This is a genomic window from Stenotrophomonas sp. YJH_SMC_12-1, from assembly GCF_059370935.1.
This window is the reverse complement of record NZ_JCAFUD010000006.1, coordinates 328,237-353,016: the sequence shown is the minus strand read 5'-3', so window position 1 is coordinate 353,016 and position 24,780 is coordinate 328,237. Positions and strand designations below refer to the sequence as shown.

Annotated in this window: 25 protein-coding genes and 4 tRNA genes; 13 read left to right on the top strand and 16 right to left on the bottom strand. The window is 66.9% G+C overall.

The genetic code is table 11. The features are described from left to right. Positions 1-559 precede the first annotated feature (559 nt). The 10 genes from AC5P8Y_RS13625 to AC5P8Y_RS13580 form a co-directional block, all read right to left on the bottom strand. Positions 560-636, bottom strand: a tRNA-Arg gene (locus AC5P8Y_RS13625). A 32-nt stretch (positions 637-668) separates the two neighbouring features. Beyond that, positions 669-745: transfer RNA gene (locus tag AC5P8Y_RS13620), tRNA-Arg, on the bottom strand. Positions 746-803: 58 nt separating this feature from the next. After that, positions 804-880 (bottom strand) — tRNA-Arg (locus AC5P8Y_RS13615). Then, entirely contained in the window at positions 871-1,797 is a 927-nt protein-coding gene (locus AC5P8Y_RS13610; RefSeq protein WP_111188468.1) for an alpha/beta hydrolase family protein, read from the bottom strand. The genes AC5P8Y_RS13615 and AC5P8Y_RS13610 overlap by 10 nt, the downstream gene beginning before the upstream one ends. Then, entirely contained in the window at positions 1,794-2,603 is an 810-nt protein-coding gene (thiD, locus tag AC5P8Y_RS13605; RefSeq protein ID WP_005409046.1) for a bifunctional hydroxymethylpyrimidine kinase/phosphomethylpyrimidine kinase, read from the bottom strand. The genes AC5P8Y_RS13610 and thiD overlap by 4 nt, the downstream gene beginning before the upstream one ends. 64 nt (positions 2,604-2,667) lie before the next feature. Further along, positions 2,668-3,336 carry a YoaK family protein gene (locus tag AC5P8Y_RS13600; RefSeq protein ID WP_010484284.1) on the bottom strand — a complete coding sequence of 223 codons (669 nt, stop codon included), beginning with the start codon at positions 3,334-3,336 and terminating at the stop codon, positions 2,668-2,670. A gap of 12 nt (positions 3,337-3,348) precedes the next feature. Further along, positions 3,349-3,855, bottom strand: a complete 507-nt coding sequence (locus AC5P8Y_RS13595; RefSeq protein ID WP_005409048.1) for a hypothetical protein — start codon at positions 3,853-3,855, stop codon at positions 3,349-3,351. Then, positions 3,852-5,252, bottom strand: a complete 1,401-nt coding sequence (locus tag AC5P8Y_RS13590; RefSeq protein ID WP_005409049.1) for a PhoH family protein — start codon at positions 5,250-5,252, stop codon at positions 3,852-3,854. The genes AC5P8Y_RS13595 and AC5P8Y_RS13590 overlap by 4 nt, the downstream gene beginning before the upstream one ends. 84 nt (positions 5,253-5,336) lie before the next feature. Beyond that, entirely contained in the window at positions 5,337-5,816 is a 480-nt protein-coding gene (locus tag AC5P8Y_RS13585) for a peroxiredoxin (protein ID WP_033833058.1), read from the bottom strand. 92 nt (positions 5,817-5,908) lie between these two features. Continuing rightward, on the bottom strand, positions 5,909-6,469 hold the full coding sequence (locus tag AC5P8Y_RS13580) for a glycine cleavage system transcriptional repressor (protein ID WP_005409051.1): 561 nt from the start codon (positions 6,467-6,469) through the stop codon (positions 5,909-5,911). A gap of 164 nt (positions 6,470-6,633) precedes the next feature. On the opposite strand from AC5P8Y_RS13580, the gene dapA reads away from it, so the two are divergent. After that, positions 6,634-7,527 carry a 4-hydroxy-tetrahydrodipicolinate synthase gene (gene dapA / locus AC5P8Y_RS13575; protein WP_005409052.1) on the top strand — a complete coding sequence of 298 codons (894 nt, stop codon included), beginning with the start codon at positions 6,634-6,636 and terminating at the stop codon, positions 7,525-7,527. A gap of 32 nt (positions 7,528-7,559) precedes the next feature. Next, complete coding sequence (locus AC5P8Y_RS13570; protein ID WP_005409053.1) at positions 7,560-8,075, top strand: hypothetical protein; 516 nt, start codon at positions 7,560-7,562, stop codon at positions 8,073-8,075. A 186-nt stretch (positions 8,076-8,261) separates the two neighbouring features. Here the strand turns inward: AC5P8Y_RS13570 and fdxA are convergent, their stop codons facing one another. Further along, entirely contained in the window at positions 8,262-8,585 is a 324-nt protein-coding gene (gene fdxA, locus AC5P8Y_RS13565; RefSeq protein WP_005409054.1) for a ferredoxin FdxA, read from the bottom strand. A 192-nt stretch (positions 8,586-8,777) separates the two neighbouring features. Here fdxA and AC5P8Y_RS13560 point away from each other — a divergent pair, with 192 nt between their 5' ends. Next, positions 8,778-10,202: a sugar porter family MFS transporter gene (locus AC5P8Y_RS13560; RefSeq protein ID WP_049403561.1), complete on the top strand. Its 1,425-nt coding sequence runs from the start codon at positions 8,778-8,780 to the stop codon at positions 10,200-10,202. A 367-nt stretch (positions 10,203-10,569) separates the two neighbouring features. Here AC5P8Y_RS13560 and AC5P8Y_RS13555 read toward each other — a convergent pair. Next, positions 10,570-10,644: transfer RNA gene (locus AC5P8Y_RS13555), tRNA-Glu, on the bottom strand. Positions 10,645-10,696: 52 nt separating this feature from the next. Between AC5P8Y_RS13555 and pcnB the strand changes: the two genes are divergently transcribed. From pcnB to pgi, 7 genes are all read left to right on the top strand, one after another. Then, entirely contained in the window at positions 10,697-12,076 is a 1,380-nt protein-coding gene (gene pcnB, locus AC5P8Y_RS13550) for a polynucleotide adenylyltransferase PcnB (RefSeq protein WP_049402628.1), read from the top strand. A gap of 3 nt (positions 12,077-12,079) precedes the next feature. Then, a complete protein-coding gene (gene folK, locus AC5P8Y_RS13545; protein WP_049402627.1) occupies positions 12,080-12,565 on the top strand; it encodes a 2-amino-4-hydroxy-6-hydroxymethyldihydropteridine diphosphokinase in 486 nt (161 codons plus the stop codon). A 34-nt stretch (positions 12,566-12,599) separates the two neighbouring features. Further along, positions 12,600-13,415 (top strand): 3-methyl-2-oxobutanoate hydroxymethyltransferase, encoded by an 816-nt coding sequence (panB, locus tag AC5P8Y_RS13540; RefSeq protein WP_005409058.1) that lies wholly within the window; start codon positions 12,600-12,602, stop codon positions 13,413-13,415. Then, a complete protein-coding gene (panC, locus tag AC5P8Y_RS13535) occupies positions 13,412-14,251 on the top strand; it encodes a pantoate--beta-alanine ligase (RefSeq protein ID WP_065183334.1) in 840 nt (279 codons plus the stop codon). Before panB ends, panC begins: the two co-directional genes overlap by 4 nt. 66 nt (positions 14,252-14,317) lie before the next feature. After that, the gene (locus tag AC5P8Y_RS13530; RefSeq protein ID WP_049431732.1) at positions 14,318-14,815 is read left to right on the top strand and encodes a hypothetical protein; all 498 of its coding nucleotides are present in this window, start codon (positions 14,318-14,320) and stop codon (positions 14,813-14,815) included. An 87-nt stretch (positions 14,816-14,902) separates the two neighbouring features. Further along, entirely contained in the window at positions 14,903-15,283 is a 381-nt protein-coding gene (gene panD, locus AC5P8Y_RS13525; protein WP_005409061.1) for an aspartate 1-decarboxylase, read from the top strand. Next, positions 15,280-16,794 (top strand): glucose-6-phosphate isomerase, encoded by a 1,515-nt coding sequence (pgi, locus tag AC5P8Y_RS13520; protein ID WP_024958626.1) that lies wholly within the window; start codon positions 15,280-15,282, stop codon positions 16,792-16,794. Before panD ends, pgi begins: the two co-directional genes overlap by 4 nt. A 101-nt stretch (positions 16,795-16,895) precedes the next feature. On the opposite strand, the gene AC5P8Y_RS13515 is transcribed toward pgi, so the two are convergent. After that, positions 16,896-17,459, bottom strand: a complete 564-nt coding sequence (locus AC5P8Y_RS13515; protein ID WP_005409063.1) for a response regulator transcription factor — start codon at positions 17,457-17,459, stop codon at positions 16,896-16,898. After that, on the bottom strand, positions 17,456-18,682 hold the full coding sequence (locus AC5P8Y_RS13510) for an ATP-binding protein (protein ID WP_005409064.1): 1,227 nt from the start codon (positions 18,680-18,682) through the stop codon (positions 17,456-17,458). Before AC5P8Y_RS13510 ends, AC5P8Y_RS13515 begins: the two co-directional genes overlap by 4 nt. Before the next feature lie 114 nt (positions 18,683-18,796). Here AC5P8Y_RS13510 and ispG point away from each other — a divergent pair, with 114 nt between their 5' ends. The 3 genes from ispG to AC5P8Y_RS13495 all read left to right on the top strand — a co-directional run bounded on the left by ispG (position 18,797) and on the right by AC5P8Y_RS13495 (position 21,640). Next, a complete protein-coding gene (gene ispG / locus AC5P8Y_RS13505) occupies positions 18,797-20,062 on the top strand; it encodes a flavodoxin-dependent (E)-4-hydroxy-3-methylbut-2-enyl-diphosphate synthase (RefSeq protein ID WP_005409065.1) in 1,266 nt (421 codons plus the stop codon). Next, positions 20,043-20,792 (top strand): phosphatase PAP2 family protein, encoded by a 750-nt coding sequence (locus tag AC5P8Y_RS13500; protein ID WP_005409066.1) that lies wholly within the window; start codon positions 20,043-20,045, stop codon positions 20,790-20,792. Before ispG ends, AC5P8Y_RS13500 begins: the two co-directional genes overlap by 20 nt. A 200-nt stretch (positions 20,793-20,992) precedes the next feature. Beyond that, positions 20,993-21,640, top strand: a complete 648-nt coding sequence (locus AC5P8Y_RS13495; RefSeq protein WP_495202008.1) for a response regulator — start codon at positions 20,993-20,995, stop codon at positions 21,638-21,640. Between the two features lie 331 nt (positions 21,641-21,971). Here AC5P8Y_RS13495 and eda read toward each other — a convergent pair whose 3' ends face one another. Next, positions 21,972-22,631, bottom strand: a complete 660-nt coding sequence (gene eda / locus AC5P8Y_RS13490; RefSeq protein WP_005409068.1) for a bifunctional 4-hydroxy-2-oxoglutarate aldolase/2-dehydro-3-deoxy-phosphogluconate aldolase — start codon at positions 22,629-22,631, stop codon at positions 21,972-21,974. A gap of 206 nt (positions 22,632-22,837) precedes the next feature. Then, positions 22,838-24,754, bottom strand: coding sequence for a phosphogluconate dehydratase (edd, locus tag AC5P8Y_RS13485; protein ID WP_049402622.1), 1,917 nt, complete (start codon positions 24,752-24,754; stop codon positions 22,838-22,840). Positions 24,755-24,780 lie beyond the last annotated feature (26 nt).

The following is a 24,780-nucleotide window of genomic DNA, read 5'->3' as shown; positions in this document are numbered from 1 at the left end:
GCAACAGCAGAAGCTGGTTTCCTGAGGGATGGCGGGGTGGGTCCGGTTGCGGGAGACGCCGTAAACCCGTCCTTGGGGGCTTGGCCGCGGCATCCATGCCGCGGACACTCCCGCAACCGGACCCACCCCGCCTTCGACAGTTTTCCGCGATCTGTCGGAACGGCGTACTGCTCTGGTAGGTGTCGACCTTGGTCGACACGGTAGATCCACGCCATGCGTGGATGCTCTTCGATCAATTATCGAAATACTAGAACTCGATGGAGATTCATCCACGCATGGCGTGGATCCATCAGATCGCGGAAATCTGTCAGAGGTGGGGCGGCATGGGCAGGCAGGACCGTTGGCGGCATGGATGCCGCCATCGAGCCCCCATGGATGGGTTTACGGCGTGTCCTGCCTGTCCATCCCGCCCCGCCAGCCCACGGAATGCCAGCTTTTGCCGTTGCCGTTGCCGTTGAGGTTGCCGGCCAGCGGCCGGCACTACCAGGGTGCAGGGCGCAGCCCTGCCGAAAAACACACATAAAAAAACAGCAGGCCGAGGCCTGCTGTTTCGGTGTAATGGTGCGCCCGGAGAGATTCGAACTCCCGACCGCCTGGTTCGTAGCCAGGTACTCTATCCAACTGAGCTACGGGCGCCAATTACATGAACTTGTTGTGCTGACTGTGTATGGTGCGCCCGGAGAGATTCGAACTCCCGACCGCCTGGTTCGTAGCCAGGTACTCTATCCAACTGAGCTACGGGCGCGCGGTACACAATCAAATTTTACTGCATTTCCAGCGGCGGATGCTGGAAACCTGTCGAGTGGTGCGCCCGGAGAGATTCGAACTCCCGACCGCCTGGTTCGTAGCCAGGTACTCTATCCAACTGAGCTACGGGCGCCCTGCGACAGGAGCGGAATTATGCGGATGTCGGCGCGTACCGTCAACAGTTTTGTGAAAATTTTCATCCAACTGAATGAAAAAGCTGTCAGCCACGGCATCAGGGGCCTTCAGCCACGCGAAATGATCGGCGCGCGTGCCCAGTTCCTGCGCGGACAGCACGCGCAGCTGCGCGTCCACATTCGGCAGCTTCGCCAGCAGCGTCTGCATCGATCCGGTGGGGGCCAACCAGTCGTGCTCCATCAGCACCGCCTGTGCGCTGCCATGCACACGCGCCATCTGCGCATCGAGGTCTTCGTCCATGCCGACGGCGGCGTAATGGTTGTTCAGGCCGACGCGCGCCCAGTCGGCGATCAGCCCGCGCGCTTCGGTGCCACCGAAGCCGAGGCGACGGCCATGCAGCGCGCCCTGGCGCTGTGCGATCCACGGCAGGAAGCGGTAGACCAGCGGCAGCAGCCAGCCACGCGGTGGTGGGAATCCGCGCCAGAACGGTGAGCCGCTGGCGGCCAGCCACAGCCGGTTGAAGTGCTGCGGGTTGCGGCCGGCATGCACGCAGGCCAGCTGCCCGCCCAGGCTATGGCCGCCGATGATCCAGGGCAGGGCGTCGCCGTCGTCATCTGCTGCGGCCAGGACGGTCTGGCTGGTCGGCAGATCCTGTTCGAGTACCTCGCGATAGCCCCAGTCCTGCGTGCGTGACGGGCGCAGCGAACTGCTGCCATTGCCTCGCCACTCATGCAGGTAGACCGCCACGCCCTTCGCCGCCAGCGCCAAAGCCAGTGGCAGGTAGTGGCGCGCCGCCACGCCCAGTGCCGGCAGCCACAGCAGGCGTGCGATGGGCTGTGCGGGCACGCAGGCGATCACCTCGTAGCGATGGCCGTCGTCGCACTGCACGGCAAGGACGCTCGGCGTCAGGCTCATGCGTGGGGTGCCGCGCCGAAGTGATCCAGCACCAGCACCTCGCTGCGGCCGGGGGCATAGCCCTGCTGCAGGCCGCGTGCAACGTAGTCGATACCGGCTTCGCAGGCATTGGCCAGGCTCAAGCCGTTGCACAACTGCGCGGCGATGGCGGAGGCCAGCGTGCAGCCGGTGCCATGTGCGTCCAGCGGCAGGCGTGCGTGGATGAATTCTTCGCTGCTGACGCCGTCGAAGTAGCGATCGATCACGCGATTGCCCTCATGCAGGTGGCCACCCTTGAGCAGCACTGCGCCGGCACCGAGGTCGAGCAGGGCCGAGGCGGCCTGTTCTGCGTCTTCGCCGTTGCTGATCTTCCGGCCGACCAGCAGTTCTGCTTCCGGCGTATTGGGGGTGATCAGCGTGGCCAGCGGGATCAGGCGCTCACGCATGGCCTGCAATGCGCTGTCTTCCAGCAGGCGTGCCCCACTGGTGGCGACCATCACCGGGTCCAGTACCACGTGTGGCGGGCGATGCTTTTCGAGTGCATCAGCGACGGCATGGATCACTTCGGCGTTGGCCAGCATCCCCAGCTTCACCGCATGGATGTCGAAGTCGTCGAAGCAGGCATCCAGCTGCGCGCGGAGGAACTCGATGGGGGGCACGTGCACGGCGATGACGCCACGGGTGTTCTGCGCGGTCAGTGCAGCGATCGCCGAGAGGCCATGCACGCGGTGCGCGGCGAAGGCCTTCAGGTCGGCCTGGATGCCGGCGCCACCGCCGGAGTCGGAGCCGGCGATGGTGAGGGCGGAAACGGGGGTGGTCGGGCTCATCAGTTGATTGTGCCGTGGTCCCGGAGGGGAAGGTAGATCCACGCCATGCGTGGATGTCCTTGATTCAATGCCGCCAACGCGCCCACTGCTGGTACAGCACATAACCCAGCCCGGTCAGGCCGGTCAGCAGGGCCGGGGCGAGCAGGGCGTCGTACTGCCAGCGCATGAACAGCCAGGCGCCGATGATGCCGCCGGCGAGGAAGCCGCTGATGATCAGGCCGCTGAGGGTCAGCCGTCGTACCTGCAGCGGCAACCCGCGCAGCAGGTGGCCCAGGCCGATGCCGAGGTCGGTGAACATGCCGCTGAGGTGGGTGGTGCGCACCACCGCGCCACTGAAGGTGGTGGCCATCGCGTTCTGCAGGCCGCAGGCCATGGCGGCGGCCAGCGCGCCCCAGATCTGGTGTTGTTCGAACAGTGGAATGGCGACCAGCAGCAGCGCCGATTCCAGTGCCAGCGCCACGCCGTAGCGTCGGCCCAGCTGCAGGGTGCTGTCCTGGATCAGCAGGCCGCTGAGCATCGCGCCCAGCGAGAACGCGATCAGCAGTCCCCACAAGTGGCCGACCGCGCGCCAGTCACCCTGGGCCAGTGCCATGCCGAGCTGGCTGGTGCTGCCGGTCATGTGGCTGACCGCCTGGTGCTCGAAACCAAGGAAACCAACCACGTTGACCATGCCGGCCACGCACGAGAGCGCGACCGCGCCGATCCAGACCCAGGTGGGCAGGCGTATTCCCATCGGCGGGGCCCCTCAGGGCCCGCCGAAGCCGCCGTTGAACTGCAGCTCGCTGAAGGTGTTGCTGGCCGGGTCGAACACCGCGCCCCAGAACTGCGTGCCGCCGTCACAGACGCGGATCGCTTCGCGTGCCGGATTGATGCCGCTGTCGTCGGGCAGGTGGAAGGCGTTGACGTAGATCAGCCGCTTGCCGGCGCTTTCGATGCCGACGTACTGGCGGTCGAAGTCCAGCACTTTTGGTACCTGTGCCTCCAGCGACGACAGCTGTGCTTCCAGCTGATCGATCTGCTGCCGGCTGGGAGCCCAGTAGCCGCTGACCCGCCCGGCCTCGCGGCCGGGGCTGGCGCGCGAGCAGGTGTCGAGCACCTGCGCGGCGATGATCGGGCGGGTGACCACCCAGGACTGCCCGGTGCGCTCGGCGGTCGGCACACTGGCCGGGCCGCGCGTGGTGGTGCAGGCACCGAGCACGGCTGCGAGGGTGATCGCAGCCGTGGGCAGCAGCAGGCGGGTGCAGCGGTTCACAACACCTCCGAAGCGTAATCGGCCAGGCGCGAGCGTTCGCCTCGGCGCAGGGTGATGTGCGCACTATGCGGCCAGTTCTTGAAACGATCCACCGCGTAGGTCAGGCCCGAGGTGGTCTCGGTCAGGTACGGGGTGTCGATCTGCTCGACGTTGCCCAGGCAGACGATCTTGGTGCCGGGGCCGGCACGGGTGATCAGCGTCTTCATCTGCTTCGGGGTGAGGTTCTGCGCCTCGTCCAGGATCAGGTAGCGCGACAGGAAGGTGCGGCCGCGCATGAAGTTCATCGAGCGGATCTTGATGCGGCTGGCCAGCAGGTCGTTGGTGGCCTGGCGGCCCCAGGTGCCGCCTTCCTGGTTGTGCGTGAGCACTTCCAGGTTGTCGGTCAGCGCGCCCATCCACGGCGTCATCTTCTCCTCCTCGGTGCCCGGCAGGAAACCGATGTCCTCGCCGACGCTGACCGTGGCGCGGGTCATGATGATCTCGCGGTAGCGCTGCTGGTCCATCGTCTGCGCCAGGCCGGCGGCCAGTGCCAGCAGGGTCTTGCCGGTACCGGCGGTACCCAGCAGGGTGACGAAGTCGATCTCCGGATCCATCAGTGCGTTGAGCGCGAAGTTCTGCTCGCGGTTGCGCGCACTGATACCCCACACGGCGTGGCTGCCGTGGCGGAAATCATCGACCAGCGACAGCACTACCTTGCCGTCGCCGACCACGCGGCTGACGCGCAGTTCGACTTCGTCTTCGCCGGGCAGGTAGACGTACTGGTTCGGGTACCACTCCTCGCCGTCCTGCGCCTGGATTTCGTAATGGCTGCGGCCCTTGTCGCTCCAGCTGCGCAGGTCGTCACCGTGGCGCTTCCAGAAGTCTTCCGGCAGCTCGGTGGCGCCGGTGTAGAGCAGGCTGAAATCGTCCAGCGCGCGGTCGTTTTCGTAGTCCTCGGACACGATGCCGGCGATGGCGGCCTTGATCCGCAGGTTGATGTCCTTGGAAACGAACACCACCGGCAGGTCCGGCGTTTCTTCCTTCAGCGCCAGGATCGCGCCAAGGATGGCATTGTCGGGAATGACCTTTCCAAAGCTCTTGCCCGCGTCGAAGTGGCTGGTCTGGAAGCGCAGCTTGCCGGCGCTCTGCTTGCCGCGCAGCTGCAGGCCGTTGGGTCGCTGCAGCGGAATGCCGTCGGCCAGGTTGTCCAGGCCGGATTCCTGCACCAGCTCGTTGAGGAAGCGGCTCACCTGGCGGGCGTTGCGGCTCGCTTCGGAGGTGCCCTTCTTGCCGTTGTCCAGCTCCTCGATCACCTGCATGGGCAGGTAGATGTCGTGCTCCTCGAATTTGAACAGCGCGGTCGGATCGTGCATCAGCACGTTGGTATCCAGCACGTAGATGCGCTTGCCTCGGGTCATCGTCGATTCCTGGTTACGGACAGGGGAAAACCACCACGGCCTGCTGCGGGGCAGGGTGATGGCAGACACAGTAGGCAGTGGGACTCACTTGGACTGGGAGGCCTTCAGTTCGGCGAGAACGGCATCGGCATGGCCGGCAACCTTGACCTTGCGCCAGGACTGCACGATGCGGCTGTCGGGGGAAATCAGGAAGGTGCTGCGTTCGATGCCACGTACCTGCTTGCCGTACATGTTCTTCATCCTGATCACGTCGAAGGCGCTGCACAGCGCTTCGTCGCCATCGCTGACCAGCGGGAAGTTGAAGCCCTGCCTGGCACAGAAGTTGTCGTGCGACTTCACCGAGTCGCGAGAGACGCCGAGCACGACCGCGCCGGCCTTCTTGAACTTCGGCAGCAGGGCGTTGAAGTCGATGCCTTCGGTGGTGCAGCCGGGAGTGCTGTCCTTGGGGTAGAAGTACAGCACCAGCCACTGGCCGGCATAGTCGCCGAGAGTGGCCTGGTCGCCACCGGACAGCGCCAGCGGCAGGGAGAGGGTGGTGCTGTCCAGGGTATCGCCGTTGTTCATGAGGTCCTTCTGTCGAGCCTGGGTTGTTTCTACGACAATTGCATGAAACGCCACGCGCCCGTGAGAGGCGCGCGAAAAATCCGCACTCCCAATCAGAATTTCATCGGGTCCATGATCGCGTCCAGGTTCAGGTGGTCGCAGAACTCAAGGAAATCGTCGCGCAGTGCGGCGATGTGCATGTTGGCCGGCACGCCGATGGTGACCTGTGCACTGAACATTTCCGCACCGGTCTGCATGGCGCGGTAGCGCGTGCTCTGCAGGTTCTCGATGGTGATGCCCTGGCGGTCGAAGAAATCGGCCAGCTGGAACAGGATGCCCGGCTTGTCGGCGGCGATCACTTCGACAATGTACGGCAGCAGGTTGGACTGCGCCTGCTTGGCCGCGGTGCGGTACCAGACCAGCTTCAGGCCTTCCTCGCGCTCCAGCCGGGTCAGCATCGCCTCGAGCTTGGCCACCGAGTCCCAGGAGCCGGTGGCCAGGGCGGTGACCGAGACATCGCGGCCGACCGTGGCCAGGCGTGCGTCTACCAGATTGCAGCCGCTGTCGGCGATGCGGCGGGTGACGGACAGCAGGGGGGACTCCGGATGCGTCGTATAGGCGTTGATCAGGAGGTGGTTTTCGCTCGGCGCGGGGCGCGGGGTGGTGTCGGTCAAGGCGATTCCGGGTAATGCATGCGTTAGTCTGAATGCCCGCCAGAGGCGGGGATCCACCGGTGTCCAGCATACTTGCCCGTGCTTTCGCGCCGCAAGTAACATTCAGGTCGCCCCCGGCCTTTCGTGGCGGGCGTTTTCCCTTTCCAGCCAAGAGCAGCACGTCCTTGTCCCTTTCCGGCCTCATCACCGCGCTGGCGACCCCGTTCCGGGCCGACGGCGCCCTCGATCCCGACGGTTGGCAGCGCCTGCTGCACCTGCAACTGGAAGGTGGCGTCCATGGCGTTGTCGTTGCCGGCTCGACCGGCGAAGCGGCAACCCTCACCGATGCCGAGTACGACCTGCTGCTGGCCAGCGCGGTCGAACGCATTGGCGGCCGCATCCCGGTCATGGCCGGCACCGGCCTGTCCGGTACCGCCAAAACCATCGAACAGACCCGTCGTGCGGCCGCGCTTGGCGCCAGCCATGCACTGGTGGTCACCCCGCCTTACGTGAGGCCGACCCAGGCCGGCCTGATTGCCCATTATCGTGCGGTCGCCGACCAGGGCGGGTTGCCGGTCGTGCTGTACAACGTGCCCGGCCGTACCGGTTGCGACATGCAGCCGGAGACCGTGGCCGAACTGGCCAGCCACCCCAACATCGTCGGCATCAAGGAGGCGGTGGGCGACACCGGCCGGGTGCAGGCGCTGCTCGCACTGCGCAGCCCGCAGTTCGCAGTGCTCAGCGGCGACGACGGTACGGCCGCGCGTTCGATCCGGGCCGGTATCGACGGCCTGATCTCGGTCGGCTCCAACGTGCTGCCCGGCGCCTACCGCCGCATGTGCGAGCTGGCCGCCGCCCATGACCACGAAGCCACCGAGTCCTGGGATGCGCGCCTGCAGCCGTTCCATGATTTCTGCGGTGTTGAACCGAACCCGATTCCGGTCAAGGCGCTGCTGCGCCGTATCGGTATCGGCCATGACCTGCGCCTGCCGCTGCTGCCGCTGTCGGCGCCGCACCACGCGGCCGCCGACCATCTTGCCGGCGACATCGCCGCCCTTGAAGCCCTTTCCAGCCACTGACCTTTCGTCTTGGTCTGACCCAGGAGATTCACATGCGTCAATCCGTTTCCACTGTCCGCGTGCTGTCCTACGCCCTGCTTGCGGTGGCCGTTGCCGCCGGCACCACCGGCTGCTTCAAGCGTGGCGTCAAGGGCGACTACGCCCTGGCCCCGGAAATGCGTCCGCTGGAAGTGCCGCCGGACCTCAACCTGCCGGCCACCACCGGTGACAACAAGGTGCCGGCGCTGGTGTCGGCCACCAAGCCGGCAGCGCCGGCGGCTGCGGCTCCGGCCGTTGGCAATACCGGTTTCACCATCGCCGGTGGCAAGGATGAAGCCTTCGCAAAGGTCGGTACCGCGCTGGAAGGCGTGGAGGGCGTGACCATCGCCAGCCGCGCCCAGCTGCTGGGCTCGTATGACGTGGCCTACGAAGGCAGCAACTTCCTGGTCCGCGTGGTCGCCGTCGATGCCGGCGCCTACATCTCCGCGGTCGACCCGCGTGGCCTGCCGGCCACCGCCGAAGCGCCGGTGAAGCTGATCGCCGCGCTGAAGGCGAAGCTGGCCCAGTAAGGGCTGCCTCTGGTAGAGGCTGACCCTGGTCGGCGCTTCTGTGCCAACCAAGGTTGGCACCTACCGGATCGCAAGGTTGGCATACCGGATCGCAAGGTTGGCATGCCGGTTCTTGCGGTTGGCGTTCACCGGAAAACAGAAAAGGGCGCCCGTGGGCGCCCTTTTCGTTGCCGCCGTGGGCGCTTCTCAGCGCTCCAGCAGCTTCAGCTTGTCCGGCTTGCCATCCCATTCGCCGGCGTCGGCGGGCGGGTCCTTGCGCACGGTCAGCACCGGCCACTCCTTCGCCAGCTCGGCGTTGAGGGCGACGAAGCCTTCCTGGCCGGCGGGGACATCGTCCTCCGGGAAGATCGCATTGACCGGGCACTCCGGCTCGCAGAGGGTGCAGTCGATGCACTCATCCGGGTCGATCACCAGGAAGTTCGGGCCTTCGTGGAAGCAATCCACGGGGCACACTTCCACGCAATCGGTGTGTTTGCACTTGATGCAGTTTTCGGTGACGACAAAGGGCATGGGCTGGGGGTGGATCAATTCCTGAACCCGCCAATTCTAGAACAGGTTGGCCCCCGGTGTCGGCGCGGGGCGGAAATCGGGCGTCTGGCAGGCGCGGCCGTGGCAGTCATTGGCGGCAGGGCGGGGCCTGTGCGACGCTGCGGGTCAGCCGGCTGCGTCGGGTGGCCGGCCCCCTTCCCAGCAGGATCGTCAATGTCACCAGCCCAGCCCAGCATCGCACCCCATGGCGGTGAGAACACTGCATTCATCGTCCTGATCAGCTGCGTGGCCACGCTCGGTGGATTCCTGTTCGGCTTCGACAGTGGTGTCATCAATGGCACGGTCGATGGCCTGCGCCAGGCCTTCAACTCCAGCGAGGCGGCGCTCGGTTTCGAAGTCGCCTCGATGCTGCTGGGCTGCGCGATCGGTGCGTTCCTGGCCGGCTGGCTGGGCGACCGCCTGGGACGCCGCGGCGTCCTGATCGTGTCGGCGCTGATGTTCCTGGTTTCGGCGCTGGGCGCCGGCGCAGCCCACGCCTCGTGGCTGTTCATCGCGGCCCGCGTGCTCGGCGGCTTTGCAGTGGGGGCGGCCAGTGTGATGTCGCCGGCCTACATTGCCGAGGTGGCCTCGGCGCGCTATCGCGGGCGTTTGGCCACGGTGCAGCAGATGGCGATCATCTGCGGCCTGTTCGTAGCTTTCCTCAGCAATTACCTGCTGGCCCGCGCCGCCGGGGCGTCGACCGAGCCGTTGTGGCTGGGTCATGAGGCCTGGCGCTGGATGTTCTGGATGCAGGCGCTGCCGTCGGGGCTGTTCCTGCTGTTGTTGCTGGTGATTCCGGAAAGCCCGCGCTTCCTGGTCCTGAAGGGGCGCCAGCAGCAGGCGAGGGCGGTGCTCTCGCGGCTGTACGGCGATACCGTGGCGGCGGCCAAGCAGGCCGAGATCGAAACCAGCCTGGCCCAGGACCAGCACAAGCCGCGCTTCAGCGACCTGCGCGACACGGTCAGCGGCAAGCTGCGGCCGATCCTGTGGGTGGGTATCGGCCTGGCCATGTTCCAGCAGCTGGTCGGCATCAACGTGGTGTTCTACTACGGCGCAGTGCTGTGGCAGGCGGTCGGCTTTTCGGAAAGCGACGCGCTGTTGATCAACGTGCTGTCCGGTGGGCTGAGCATCGGTGCCTGCCTGCTGACGGTGCTGTTGATCGACCGCATCGGTCGCAAGCCGTTGCTGTGGATCGGCTCGGTCGGCATGTCGGTGGCGCTGGTGCTGATGGTGGTCGCGTTCGCCAGTGGAAGCCTGGCCGACGGTCGCCTGCAGCTGTCCGACGGCATGGGCCTGCTGGCGCTGGTCGCGGCCAATGTCTACGTGGTGTTCTTCAACATGTCCTGGGGCCCGGTGATGTGGGTGATGCTGGGCGAGATGTTCCCCAACCAGATCCGCGGCCCGGCGTTGGCTGTTGCCGGTGCGGCGCAGTGGACGTCGAATTTCGCGATCACCGTGACCTTCCCGATGCTGCTGGCCGGCATCGGCCTGGCCGGCGCCTATGGCATCTACACGGTGGCGGCCATCCTCTCGATCTTCTTCGTGGTCCGCTACGTGCGCGAGACCAAGGGCAAGGAGCTGGAGCAGATGGAAGGCTGACGGCGACTGGCTTCGGTTGCGTTCCGTTGGCGCCTGCTTGTCCAGAGTGTGAGAGGGCGGCCTGCCCCCTCCTGACAGTTCATGGTGCGTGCGGATGCGGCGAAGCGCAGGTCGGTTGTTGCCGCAGCTCGCGGGAAACCGTCCAGAGCCGGTGGGGTCACCCAGGGCAGGACCGTTGGCGCCATGGATGGCGCCATCGAGCCCCCATGGATGGGTTTACGGCGTGTCCTGCCCTGGGTGACCCCACCGGCTCAAGCCGATTGCAGGGGGGGGGCGCCAAAGCGACCAACCCGACCGCAACCACTGCAATCCCGGAAAACAGAAAAGCCCGCACAAGGCGGGCTTTTTCGGTTCCTGCTGCGGCGACTGGCGCTCCCTAGGGGACTCGAACCCCTGTTTTAGCCTTGAGAGGGCCACGTCCTAACCACTAGACGAAGGGAGCGTAACTGTGTCGCTGCCGAGGCAGGAGCGCTAGTATATGCACCTCGATGCCATTGGGCAATCCCGAAACTTCAACCGGAAGCGCCAACATCATTTCCTCTGCTACATCACCGTTCAGCCTGCGCGTCATCCCGCGCGACCAGCACACGATCTCCCGCAAGGACATCAGCCCGAACGCCCTGCGCGTGCTTTATCGCCTGCGCGATGCCGGCTTCGGCGCCTACCTTGTCGGCGGCGCGGTGCGCGACCTGCTGGTCAATGGCCAACCCAAGGATTTCGACGTGGCCACCGACGCCACGCCCGAACAGGTCAAGCAGCTGTTCCGCAACTGCCGCCTGATCGGCCGCCGTTTCCGCCTCGCCCACGTTGTGTTCGGCCGCGAGATCATCGAAGTCGCCACCTTCCGCGCCAACAGCGATGACGGTAGTGGCGACCGCGAGATGGAAAACGGCATGCTTGTGCGCGACAACGTGTACGGCACCATCGAAGACGACGCCGTCCGCCGCGACTTCACCTGCAACGCCCTGTACTACGCCATCGAGGACTTCTCGGTGCGTGACTACACCGGTGGCTTCGAAGACGTGCAGGCGCGCCTGATGAAGCTCATCGGCGACCCGGTACAGCGCTACCAGGAAGACCCGGTGCGCATGCTGCGCGCCGTGCGCCTGGCGGCCAAGCTCGGCTTCCAGATCGAGGAGGGCACCGCCGCGCCGATCCCGCAGCTGGCTGGCCTGCTCAACGAAGCCGCGCCGGCACGCCTGTTCGAGGAAGTGCTGAAGCTGTTCCTGTCCGGGCACGGCGTGGCCAGCTTCGAAGGCCTGGAGCGCTACGGTCTGCTCGACGTGCTGTTCCCGGAAAGCGCCAGGGCGTTGAAATCCAACCGCACCGGCGCGCTGCGCCGCATGCTGGTAGAGGGCCTGGCCAATACCGATGCCCGCGTGGCCAACGACGAGCCGGTCTCGCCGGCGTTCCTGTTCGCGCTGTTGCTGTGGCCGGCGTTCTGCCGCGCCCAGGCGACCCTGCTCAAGCAGGGCGTGGCGCCGGAAGAGGCGCAGCGTCGTGCCGCCGACCGCGTTACCGTGCAGCAGCTGAGCACCATCGCGCTGCCGCGCCGCTTCTCGCTGCCGATGCAGGAAATCTGGCTGCTGCAGTCGCGTTTCAGCTCGCGCCAGCGCAAGCGCGTGTTCCGCACGCTCACCCATCCGCGCTTCCGCGCCGCGTTCGACTTCCTCAGCCTGCGCCAGGTGGCCTCGGCCGAGCACGCTGCCGATGTTGAATTCTGGCGCGACGCACAGGCGCAGTCGGGCCGCGAGCTGGAATCTTCGCTGGACGCGATGCAAAGCGAAGAGGGCGATGACGAGAACGGAGCACCGCGCAAGCGTCGCCGTCGTCGCCGCCGCCCGGGGGCCTCGGCCGGTGCAGCTGGCGAATAAGCAATGATGCCAGCGTGGATCGGCCTCGGCGCCAACCTCGGCGATGCGGCCACGACTGTCGGCGCGGCGATCACTGCGCTGGACGGCCTGCCCGGGACCCGCGTGCTGCAGGCCTCGCGCCTGTACGCAACGCCGGCCTGGGGCAATGAAGACCAGCCACCGTTCGTCAACGCGGTGGCCGCGGTCGAAACGTCACTGGCAGCCGATGAACTGCTGCAGGCGATGCTGGCGCTGGAGCAGGGCTTTGGCCGCGTGCGCGATGCGGCGGTGCACTGGGGGCCGCGCGCGCTGGACCTGGATCTGCTGCTGTATGGCGCGCAGGTGCTCGACCAGCCCGGCCTGCAGGTGCCACACCCCTACATGCACGAGCGTGCCTTCGTGCTGGTGCCGCTGGCCGAAATCGCGCCGGATCTGGCCATCCCCGGGCATGGCCGCGTGCGGGATGCAGTGATGCGGGTGGATGCCTGCGGGATCGCGCCGATAGGGTGATAATGCCCGGGTTATCTCCCCCGGTTATCAGCACATGAGCACCCACGCAGACAGCAAGCCCTGGACCGTTCCCGCCCTGGCCGAGGCCAAGCGCAATGGCCAGAAGCTGGTCATGTTGACCGCCTACGACGCTGGCTTCGCCCGCACTTTCGACGCAAATGGCGTTGACCTGATCCTGATTGGCGATTCGCTGGGCATGGTCGTGCAGGGCCATGATTCGACCCTGCCGGTGACCGTGGCCGACATGGTCTACCACACCCGCGCCGTGGCCCGTGTGCTGCAGCGCGCGCTGCTGGTGGCCGACCTGCCGTTCGGTGCCGATGCCACTCCGGAGCGCGCGCTGGATGCTTCGCTGCAGCTGCTGCAGGCCGGTGCCGAGATGGTCAAGATCGAAGGTGCCGGCTTCAAGGTCGACATCATCCGCTACCTGGTTGAGCGTGAGATTCCGGTCTGTGCGCATCTGGGCCTGACCCCGCAGTCGGTGCTGCGCCTGGGCGGCTTCAAGATCCAGGGCCGCGGCGATGCCGCGCGCCAGCTGGTGGAAGATGCCAGGGCCGTGGCCGCTGCCGGCGCCAGCATCATGGTGCTTGAGTGCGTGCCGACCCCGGTTGCCGCCGAGGTGACCGCTGCGGTGGAGGTGCCGACCATCGGCATCGGTGCCGGCCCGCAGTGCGACGGCCAGGTGCTGGTGCTGCACGATTTCCTCGGCCTGGACAGTGGCCATCGCCGCCCCAAGTTCGTCAAGGATTTCCTTGCCGAAGGCGGTTCGGTGGCCGGTGCCACCCGCGCCTACGCCGACGCCGTGCGCGACGGCAGCTTCCCCGACGAACAGCACGCTTACGCCTCATGATCCAGACCTTCAACGAGCTCGGCGCATTGCGCGGGCAGATCGCCCAGTGGAAGCGCGAGGGCCTGCGCGTGGCGCTGGTGCCCACCATGGGCAACCTTCACGGTGGCCATCATTCGCTGGTGACCCTTGCCCGCCAGTACGCCGACAGGGTGGTGGCAAGCATCTTCGTCAACCCGACCCAGTTCGGGCCGAACGAGGATTTCAGTCGCTATCCGCGTACGCCCGAGGCCGATGTGGCCGGGCTTGAGCAGGTCGGCTGCGATGCGGTGTGGCTGCCCAGCGTCGAGGCCATGTACCCGCTGGGCGTGGACAAGACCACGCAGATGCACGCGCCCGGCGTGAGCGAGGTGCTGGAAGGTGCCAGCCGCCCGGGCCACTTCGATGGCGTCTGCACGGTGGTGGCGCGCCTGTTCCTGCAGGTGCAGCCGGACGTGGCCGTGTTCGGCCGCAAGGACTACCAGCAGCTGGCGGTGATCCGGCAGATGGTGGCTGAGCTGTCGTTCCCGATCCAGATCGTCGGCGCGGACATCGTGCGCGACGAGGATGGCCTGGCCAAGAGTTCGCGCAACCAGTACCTGAGCGCCGAACAGCGCCCGGTCGCGACCACCATCCACCGCACCCTGCTGGGCATGCGCGAAGGCTACGTGGCCGGGCAGGCGCGTGATCGCATCGAGGCCGACGCCACGGCGGCATTGCAGGCGGCCGGTTTCCAGGTCGACTATGCGGTGCTGCGCACCCCGGAGCTGGCCGAGCCGACGTTCGATGGCGGTGGCCGCGTAGCGCTGATCGCCGCGCGCCTGGGCTCCACCCGCCTGATCGACAACCTGGAGTTCTGAGCCGCATGCGGCCCGGGGGCGCCCACAATGGGCGCCTCGCACCTTCCCATGGACGGGAGAACGGCAATGAAGACGCCCTCCACTGACGCTGGTCGGCTTGCGCAGGCGTTGATCCTGGCCGTGTTGGCGGCAGGCATGCTGCCGGCCCAACTGTTTGGCGGCCTGTTGTTCGCATTTGAATTCAGGCGCACGCCGATGCCCGCGCTCACCGGCGGTGGACTGATGTTCGGGCTGGGCGTCTGCAGCGCCATCGCGGTGTTCCTGCCGATGGCGCTGCTCCCGCGATCTCGGCGGCTCCTGCGCCGGCCCCGCTTCGTGCTTGCAGGGGCTGCTCTGGGCGCGCTGGCCATGGCCATCCATGAATGGCCGGGCGCGATCCATGGGCCGCTGCTGCAGCGCCTGCGCTATGTCGATACATTCGATGTGATCAGCTATGGGCTGACGGTGTTGGCTGCAGGGGGCCTGGGCCTGGCCTCCGGGCTGGCCTTCCATACGGTGTTCAGGCTGTCACTGCAGGGCGGTGCCGTCCATGCCACGGCGCCGCCGCCGGGCGAGGGCGCCTGAACGGCCTTCAGCGTCCTGCCGCAGGCCCCTGACGACGGCCAAGCGGGTGCTAGAATCCGCTCTTTCCTTTGCCGTTGCAGCGCCCCCATGCACCTGTCCCTGCTCAAGACCAAGATCCACCGCGCCACCGTCACCCATTCCGAGCTGAACTACGAAGGCTCGATCGCCATCGATGACAACCTGCTGGCTGCCACCGGCATCCGCGAGTTCGAGCAGGTGCACATCTGGGACGTGACCAACGGTGCGCGCTTCTCGACCTATGCCATCCGCGCCGAAGCCGGCAGCGGCGTTGTCTCGCTCAACGGTGGCGCTGCGCGCCACGTGCAGGTCGGTGACATCATCATCATTGCCGCGTTCGCCAGCATGACCGAGCAGGAAGCCGACAGCTTCAAGCCGAAGCTGGTGTACGTTGATGGCAAGAACCAGATCACCCACACCAACGACACGATCCCGACCCAGGCCGCATGACAACGAACAACGGATTCGACTCGCTGCATTCCCACGCCCAGCGCCTGAAGGGCGCAAGCATCCCCGGCCTGCTCGCCGCCGAACCCGGCCGCGTGCAGGACCTGGCGCTGCGGGTCGGTCCGTTGTACGTCAACTTCGCCCGGCAGAAATACGATGCCGCGGCGTTGCAGGCATTGCTGGCGCTGGCTGCCGACCGTGATGTCGGTGGTGCCATCACCCGCCTGTTCCGTGGCGAGCAGGTCAATCTGACCGAAGGTCGCGCCGCGCTGCACACCGCACTGCGCGGCGACGTGGTCGATGCGCCGGTGGCGGCCGAGGCCTATGCCACCGCGCGCGAGATCCGCCAGCGCATGGGCGTGCTGGTGCGCGCGCTGGAAGACAGTGGCGTGACCGATGTAGTCAGTGTCGGCATCGGTGGTTCCGACCTTGGCCCGCGCCTGGTCGCCGACGCACTGCGTCCGGTCAGCGGTGCGCGCCTGCGCGTGCATTTCGTCTCGAACGTGGACGGCGCGGCCATGCAGCGTACGCTGGCCACGCTGGATCCTGCCAAGACCGCCGGCATCCTGATCTCCAAGACCTTCGGCACCCAGGAAACCCTGCTCAACGGCCAGATCCTGCACGACTGGCTGGGGGGCAGCGACCGCCTGTACGCGGTCAGTGCCAATCCGGAACGTGCCGCCAAGGCCTTTGCCATCGCCGCCGATCGTGTGCTGCCGATGTGGGATTGGGTCGGCGGCCGCTATTCGCTGTGGTCTGCGGTCGGTTTCCCGATCGCGCTGGCGATCGGCTTCGAGCGCTTTGAACAGCTGCTGGAAGGTGCTGCGCAGATGGATGCGCATGCGCTGGATGCACCGCTGGAGCGCAACCTGCCGGTGCTGCACGGCCTGACCGACATCTGGAACCGCAACCTGCTGGGCCATGCCACGCATGCGGTGATGACCTACGACCAGCGCCTGGCGCTGTTGCCGGCCTACCTGCAGCAGCTGGTGATGGAAAGCCTGGGCAAGCGTGTGCAGCGTGACGGCCAGCCGGTCACCACCGATACCGTGCCGGTGTGGTGGGGAGGCGCGGGCACCGATGTGCAGCACAGCTTCTTCCAGGCACTGCACCAGGGCACCAGCATCGTTCCGGCAGATTTCATCGGCTGCGTGCACAACGACGATCCCTACACGATCAATCATCAGGCCCTGCTGGCCAACCTGCTGGCGCAGACCGAAGCACTGGCCAATGGCCAGGGCAGCGACGACCCGCACCGTGATTACCCGGGCGGCCGCCCGAGCACGCTGATCCTGCTCGACGCGCTGACCCCGCAGGCGCTGGGTGCGCTGATCGCCATGTACGAACACGCCGTGTACGTGCAGTCGGTGATCTGGAACATCAACGCCTTCGACCAGTTCGGTGTCGAACTGGGCAAGCAGCTGGCCAGCGGCCTGCTGCCGGCGCTGCAGGGCGAGGATGTGGCCGTTGCCGACCCGATGACCCGCGAGATCCTTGCGCAGCTGAAGCGCTGAGGCTCTGGTAGTGCTGGCCGCTGGCCGGCGACCTCATGAACGATTGAAGCATCACCTGGTTGCCGGCCAGCGGCCGGCACTACCATGAAGGGCGTGGTGCCTCAGCGGCTCGGGTCGCGTTCCGGGCTGGGCCGCTTGGCCAGCTTGCGCTGCAGCGAGCGCCGGTGCATGCCGAGCAGGCGCGCGGCTGCCGACACATTGCCGCCGGTCTCGTGCATCGCCTGCTGGATGTGTTCCCACTGCAGGCGGCTGATCGGTGTCATCGCGTCGGGCACTTCCATTTCGCCATCGTCGGCCGGGCCGTCATCCTCCTCGCCCAAAGCGCGAAGGATCATCGGTACCGTGGCTGGCTTGGGCAGGTAATCGTCCGCACCGAGCTTGATCGCTTCCACCGCAGTGGCGATGCTGGCGTAGCCGGTCACCAGCAGGATGCGCATGTCCGCGCGCAGCGCACGCAGCGGCTGGATCAGCGCCAGGCCGGAATCGCTGCCCAGCTTCAGGTCGATCAGGGCGAACGCGGGTGGGTGCTGGCGCGCCAGTGCCAGCGCGCTGGCGGCATCCTGCGCGGTCTGCGTTTCAAGCCCCTTGCGGGCCAGGCTGCGCTGCAGGGTGCGCAGGTACAGTTCGTCGTCGTCGACCAGCAGGCCGAGGGTTGAGGCGCTCATGGGGTTTCCTCGCGTGGGGCCAGCGGCAGGCGGAAGCCGACGCGGCTGCCGGCCCCTTGGGCCGGGCGCATCCACATCTCGCCGTCGAGGCGTTCGATCGTGGCATGGGACAGGGCCAGGCCGACTCCCATGCCTTCACTCTTGCTGCTACCGAACAGCTTGCCCGGCAGCACCGCGGCGCGCGCGTTGAAGCCGTGGCCGTAGTCGCGTACTTCGCCGATCAGATCGTCGCCTTCGATGCGCAGGTCCAGGTCCACGCGCGGCCGGCCGGCCTGTTCGCCGGCATCGGCGGCATTGTTGAGCAGGACCATCAGCAGGTGGCCCACGCCCGGGTCGAGCGGCAGCCGCAGCGGCGCATCATCGTTGCGGTGCAGGTCGATGGTCGGTCGCACCAGGCGCCATTGCTCCAGCACCTGCTGCGCGCTGGAATGGCTGCGTCCGGGCGCATCGGCCGAGGCCGGTGCGGCCAGCGCCAGCACGCGCTCACGGCACTGCACCAGCAGCTCGCGCAGGGTTTCCATGTCCTCGCGCACTTCCGGCTCTTCACTGCGTTCGGCTACGTCGTCGGCGAGCAGGGTCATGGTTGCCAGCGGCGTGTTCAGTTCATGCGCCACCGAGGCGGCATGGGTGGCCAGGGCGACGATGCCCTCGTTGCGGGCGAAGCGTTCGCGCAGGGCCGAGAGTTCCAGTTCGCGCTGGCGCAGCGCCAGCGCCAGGCGGGTGGAGAAGGCCAGTACGACCGCCGCGGAAATCAGGAAATTGGCGACCACGCCCCAGCGGTTGAGGTCCTGCGCGCGGAAATAGCCGTCCGGCAGCGACTGGCCGAAGATGCCGCTGGCGGCGTAGCCGAGCAGGCAGGCCAGCGCGACCGCCAGCGCCCAGCGCAGGGGCAGGGCGAACGCGGCCAGTGCGATCAGGATCAGGAACAGCGAGCTGAACGGATTGGCCATGCCACCGCTCCAGCCGACCATCCAGGTCAGGATGATCACGTCTACCAGGATGTGGCCGAATGCAGTCAGCGGTGCGGTGTCGGCCGCTTCCGGGCGCAGCTGGGTATAGATGTTGAACAGGGCCAGCACCGCCACGCCGGCCCACAGCGGCAGCTGCGGCAACGGCAGCCCCAGCACCCAGGTGGCGACCAGGATGGTGGCGGCCTGGCCGCCTACTGCAAGCCAGCGCAGGCTGCACAGGGTTCGGAGAAACGGGGCGTCGGGACCGGTCATTCACGCTCATCGTATGCGTTCGCGCGTGACCGTGCCTGCGACAATCGGCCGCAGCCGTGCCGCCGGCTGAATGCGAGTCACCCCGAATGCAGGGCCGGGCGGTAGAATGCGCCCATGCACGACGCCGTCACCCGCCCGACTCCGCCCTCCGATGCCACTGCCTGGCCGCGCCGCCAGACCCATGCCGTCCAGATCGGCGGGGTCACCGTGGGCGGAGGCAAGCCGGTGGTGGTGCAGTCGATGACCAACACCGACACCTCCGACGTCGCCTCCAGCGTGAAGCAGGTGGCCGAGTTGTGGCGTGCCGGTTCGGAGATGGTGCGGCTGACCGTCAATACCGTGGAAGCCGCTGCGGCGATCCCGCGCATTGTCGACAAGCTGGCGATGATGGGCATCGACGTGCCGCTGATCGGCGATTTCCACTACAACGGCCACCAGCTGCTGACCGCCGAACCGGCATGTGCCGAAGCACTGGCCAAGTACCGCATCAACCCGGGCAACGTCGGCTTCGGCAAGAAGAAGGATCTGCAGTTCGCCCAGCTGATCGAATTCGCCATCCGTTACAACAAGCCGGTGCGCATCGGCGCCAACTGGGGCTCGCTGGACCAGGCCCTGGCGGCGAAGCTGATGGACGAGAACAACCTGCGCGAACAGCCCTGGGACGCCGGCCGCGTGCTGCGCGAGGCGCTGATCCGCTCGGCGCTGGATTCGGCCGAGCAGGCGGTGGAGCTGGGCCTGCCGCGCGATCGCATCGTGCTGTCGGCCAAGGTCAGTGGCGTGCAGGAGCTGATCGCGGTGTACCGCGACCTGGCGCAGCGCTCCGACTTCGCCCTGCACCTGGGCCTGACCGAGGCCGGTATCGGCAGCAAGGGCATCGTGGCATCGTCCGCGGCGCTGGGCGTGCTGCTGCAGGAAGGCATCGGTGACACCATCCGGATCTCGCTGACCCCGGAGCCTGGCCAGTCGCGCACGCAGGAAGTGATCGTCGCCCAGGAACTGCTGCAGACCACCGGCCAGCGTGCCTTCACGCCACTGGTCACGGCCTGTCCGGGCTGCGGCCGTACCACCTCCGAGTTCTTCCAGGAGCTGGCCAAGGTGGTGCAGAACCACGTGCGCGAGAAGATGCCGCTGTGGAAGATCCACCACCCGGGGGCGGAGAACATGACCCTGGCGGTGATGGGCTGCATCGTCAACGGGCCGGGCGAATCGCGTCACGCCAACATCGGCATCTCGCTGCCGGGCACGGGTGAGACGCCTGCGGCGCCGGTGTTCGTCGATGGTGAGAAGAAGGTGACCCTGCGTGGCGACAACATCGCCCAGGAGTTCGTCGCCCTGATCGACGATTACGTCGAACACACGTATGTCCGAAGCGCCGGATAAGCCTGCGATCCTCGCCGCACCGGAGTCCGCCTCCGGCTTCCGCCACTGGATGGCGCGCAACGCCTGGCGCCTGGTCCTGTTGTTCGGTGGCGTGCTGCTGCCGTTGGCAGGCTTTGTTGCCCTGGCGGATGAAGTGCACGAGTTTGAATCGTTCCATTTCGACGCGCCCCTGCTGTGGCAGATGCATGGCCTGCATTCGCCGTGGCTGGACCGCTTCTTCGTGCTCATCTCGAAACTGGGCTACGAGTGGTTCCTGATCCCGGCCGACGTGCTGATCATCGGCGTGCTGCTGGGCTACCGGCGCTGGCGCGAGGCGACCTTCGTCGCGGTCAGCTTCGTAGGGTCGGCGCTGCTGAACATGGGCAGCAAGCAGTTCTTCCAGCGGCAGCGCCCCAGCCTGTGGGAATCGATCGCGCCGGAATCGACGTTCAGCTTCCCCAGCGGGCATGCGATGGGTTCGATGACCCTTGCCGTGACCTTGGTACTGCTCGCCTGGAACACCCGTTGGCGCTGGCCGGTACTGATGCTGGCACCCGCGTTCAGCCTGCTGGTAAGCGTGTCGCGGGTCTATCTGGGGGTGCATTACCCCTCCGACATCCTGGCCGGATGGTGTGCCGCGCTGGTTTGGGTGGTAGGGTGCTATCTGGTCATGTTCAGTCGCCGGCACCCTTGGCGACGTCACGGCCCGCCGCCAGCGAAGGCCAGCGAAGCACCAACACAGGGGGTTTGACGTGGATGGCCCTTGAGGGACGTCTACGTGATAGATCAGTTGTTTCGTTGCAGCAGGTTCTGCAAGACAGGGGGCAAGCACAACGCGCGGTACTGTGATGCGCAAGGCAGATCGCCGATGCCGCATTCCGGACGCGCTTGCAGGGTATCGGCACCCTGCCTAGCTTGACCTGCAATGGCCGCATTCGAAGAGGTACATGAATGACGATTCGAGTCTACCTGGTGGATGACCACGCGCTGGTCCGCACCGGTATGAAGATGATTCTGTCGGGGGAAACCGACATCGAGGTGGTGGGCGAAGCCGAGACCGGCGAAGACGCGCTGCGTGAAGTCCGCCTTCTGCTGCCGGATGTGGTGCTGTGCGACCTGCACCTGCCGGGCGTGAGCGGCATGGAAGTGACCGAGCGCATCGTCCGCAGCCACCGCAATACCCGCGTGGTGATCGTGTCGGTACTGGAAGACGGCCCGCTGCCCAAGCGCCTGCTCGAAGCCGGTGCGGCCGGTTACATCGGCAAGGGCTGCGATGCGCAGGAACTGCTGCGTGCGGTGCGTGATGTGGCGGCCGGTCGTCGCTACCTGGGCACCTGCATCGCGCAGAATCTGGCGCTGTCGACAGTGGAAGGCAATGGTTCGCCGTTCGACAACCTGTCGCCGCGCGAGCTTGAGGTGGCGCTGTTGCTGACCCAGGGCCTGCGCCAGGAAGACATCGCGCGGCGCCTGAGCCTGAGTGCGAAGACGGTGAACACGCACAAGGCGCGGTTGTTCGAGAAGATGGGGATCCACGACAACATCGCGCTGGCGCGGATGGCCAGCCAGTACGGGCTGGTGGATCCGGCACGGCCGCTGTAAGGGGTTCGGCCAACGGCTGAGCCCCTCGCAGTGTGCGGCAGGATTCGTGGGGTTGGCCCTGCGGAGGGATTGCGCAGGGGACGCCGTGAATCCATCCCTGGAGGCTCGGGCGCGCCATCCATGGCGCTTACACCCCTGCGCAATCCCTCCGCAGGGCCACGGACAGGTTCCGTGCGCGTCCACCGCGGAATTGAAGAAGGAAGAGCAGGAGCGGGTCGCGTGCTTTGCGCACTCGTCGCCCGGGTCCGGATCCCTTTCCCGGTGGGAAAGGGCTCTGACCCCTGATGATGCCGGAGCCGAGCGTGGGCTCGGCTCTGCACCTTTGTCGGGCTCAGTGGCCGCGTACGCGCTGAATGATCTTGGCGGCGTCTGCGGCGCTGGCGCGCACCTTGTCCCATTCGCCGTTGGCGATCCAGTTGCCCGGCACCATCCACGAACCACCGATGCAGACCACGTTCTTCTGCTCGAGGTATTCGGCGGCGGTGTTCTCGGTGATGCCGCCGGTCGGGCACAGCTTCAGGTCCGCCACCGGGCCGGCCAGTCCCTTGATCATTGCCAGGCCACCCACAGCCGTGGCCGGGAACAGCTTGCACACGCGGAAGCCGCGGGCGTAGAGCGACAGCAGCTCGGTCGGGGTGGCCGCACCCGGCACCACCGGCAGCGGTGCGGCGGCCAGTGCATCAGCCAGTGCCGGCGGCGTACCCGGGGTCACCAGGAAGTCCGCACCCGCATCGATCGACTGCTGCATCTGCTCCACGGTCAGTACCGTACCGGCACCCACCACCACGTCCGGCAGCTCGCGCTTGAGCATCGCCAATGCTTCCATCGCCACTGGCGTACGCAGCGTCAGCTCGATCGCCGGCAAGCCACCTTCCAGCAGCGCCGCACTGACCGCCCGCGCCTGGTCCAGCGTATGAATCGTCACCACCGGCAGGATGCCCGCCGCACGCAACAGCTCCGCCGCCTTCACCTGATGTTGTTCGATACCCATGCTTTTGCCCTTGCCTTTTGCTCTTCTTGATTCAGTGGCCGCAGCGCAAATGACGCGCCGGGAATTGTCCAAGGGCAGTAGAGCGCCCTGGCCGGGACCGTGAGCGGCATGGATGCCGCGACCGAGCCCCCATGGATGGGTTTATGGCATGTCCCGGCCAGGGCGCTCTACTGCCCAGGCCGGGAAGCCTGCCGCGGCTTTTCGCTTCAGGCGTCTTTTGCCTCATGCGGCGCCGCCGCCGCCGCGGCATCGTGCCCCAGCTCATATTCCGCGTCGTACTCCCACGGCCCACCATCAGCCGCCGCCGGCCCACACGAAATCGAAATCGCGCCCTGATCAGCCGGACCCACCACGCGACGGTTGATCGCGAACAGGTTGCGGCCCAGGTCATGCGCAGCCGGTGCTGTGTTCGGCGCCAGCGGACGTGCCGCCCATTCGGCCGCGTCCACCAGCACTTCCAGCGTGCCAGCCTCGCCATCCAGGCGGATCATGTCGCCCTCGCGGACCTTGGCCAGCGGACCGCCGCGTGCCGCTTCCGGCGTCACGTGGATCGCCGCCGGAATCTTGCCCGAGGCGCCGGACAGGCGACCGTCGGTGACCAGCGCCACGCGCCGGCCCTGGTTCTGCAGCAGGCCCAGCAGCGGCGCCAGCGAATGCAGTTCGGGCATGCCGTTGGCACGCGGGCCCTGGTAACGCACCACCGCCACGAAGTCCTGCGGCAGCAGGCCACCGGCGTGCAGCTTGTTCAGCACCTGCGGTGCATCGACCACCACGGCCGGCGCTTCGATCGTACGGTACTGCGGCTTCACCGCCGACAGCTTGATCAGCGACTTGCCGAGGTTGCCGCGCAGCAGGCGCAGGCCGCCCTGGTGCTCGAACGGATTGTCGACGCCACGCACCACCTCGTCATCGGCGCTGCGTTCCAGGCCCGGCAGATAGACCAGCTGGCCATCGCGCAGCTGCGGTTCGCGTGCGTAGTCGGCCATGCCGCCGCGCGCCACGCTGACCAGATCGCCATGCATCAGGCCCGCCTTGATCAGCTCGCCGAACACGAACGCCGGGCCGCCAGCGGCCGCGAAGCGGTTCACGTCGGCCTCGCCGTTCGGATAGACGCGGGCCAGCAGCGGAATCAGCTGCGACAGTTCGTCGAAATCGTCCCAGGTCAGCACGATACCGGCGGCACGCGCCACTGCGATCCAGTGGATGGTGTGGTTGGTCGAACCGCCGGTGGCCATCAGCGCGATGACCGCGTTGATGATCGCGCGCTCGTCGATGATCCGGCCCAGCGGACGGAAGTCGTCGCCCAGTGCGGTGATGTCCAGTGCACGCTCGGTCGCCTCGCGGGTCAGCGCGTCGCGCAGCGGCGTGCCCGGATTGACGAACGACGCGCCCGGCAACTGCACGCCCATCGCTTCCAGCAGCACCTGGTTGGAATTGGCGGTGCCGTAGAAGGTGCAGGTGCCGGCGCCGTGGTACGAGGCGGACTCGGCTTCCAGCAGCTCTTCGCGGGTGGCTTCGCCGGCGGCATAGCGCTCGCGCACTTCCGCCTTCTGCTTGTTGGGGATGCCCGGGGTCATCGGGCCGGCCGGCACGAACACCGCCGGCAGGTGGCCGAAGGCCAGCGCACCGATCAGCAGGCCGGGCACGATCTTGTCGCACACGCCGAGGTAGACGGTGGTATCGAACATGTCATGGCTGAGGCCGATCGCCGTGGCCTGGGCAATGACATCGCGCGAGAACAGCGACAGTTCCATGCCACCACGGCCCTGGGTGACGCCGTCGCACATCGCCGGCACGCCGCCGGCTACCTGTGCCGTAGCACCGAGCTCGCGGGCGATCTCGCGGATCTGCTCGGGATAGGTCTCGAACGGCTGGTGCGCCGAGAGCATGTCGTTGTAGGCGGTGATGATGCCCAGGTTCGGCGTCACGCCGCCGCGCAGGCGGCTCTTGTCGGTGCCGCCACAGGCGGCGAATCCGTGGGCGAGGTTGCCGCAGCTCAGGCGGCTGCGGAACGGGCCTTCGCGCAGGGAGGCGTCGATCGCGGCCAGGTAGGCGGCACGCGAGGCGGCGCTGCGGCGGATGACACGCTCAGTGATGGCTTGCAGTTGCGGATGGAGGCTCATTGGCTACCGGCGTTCAAGGTGGCGAG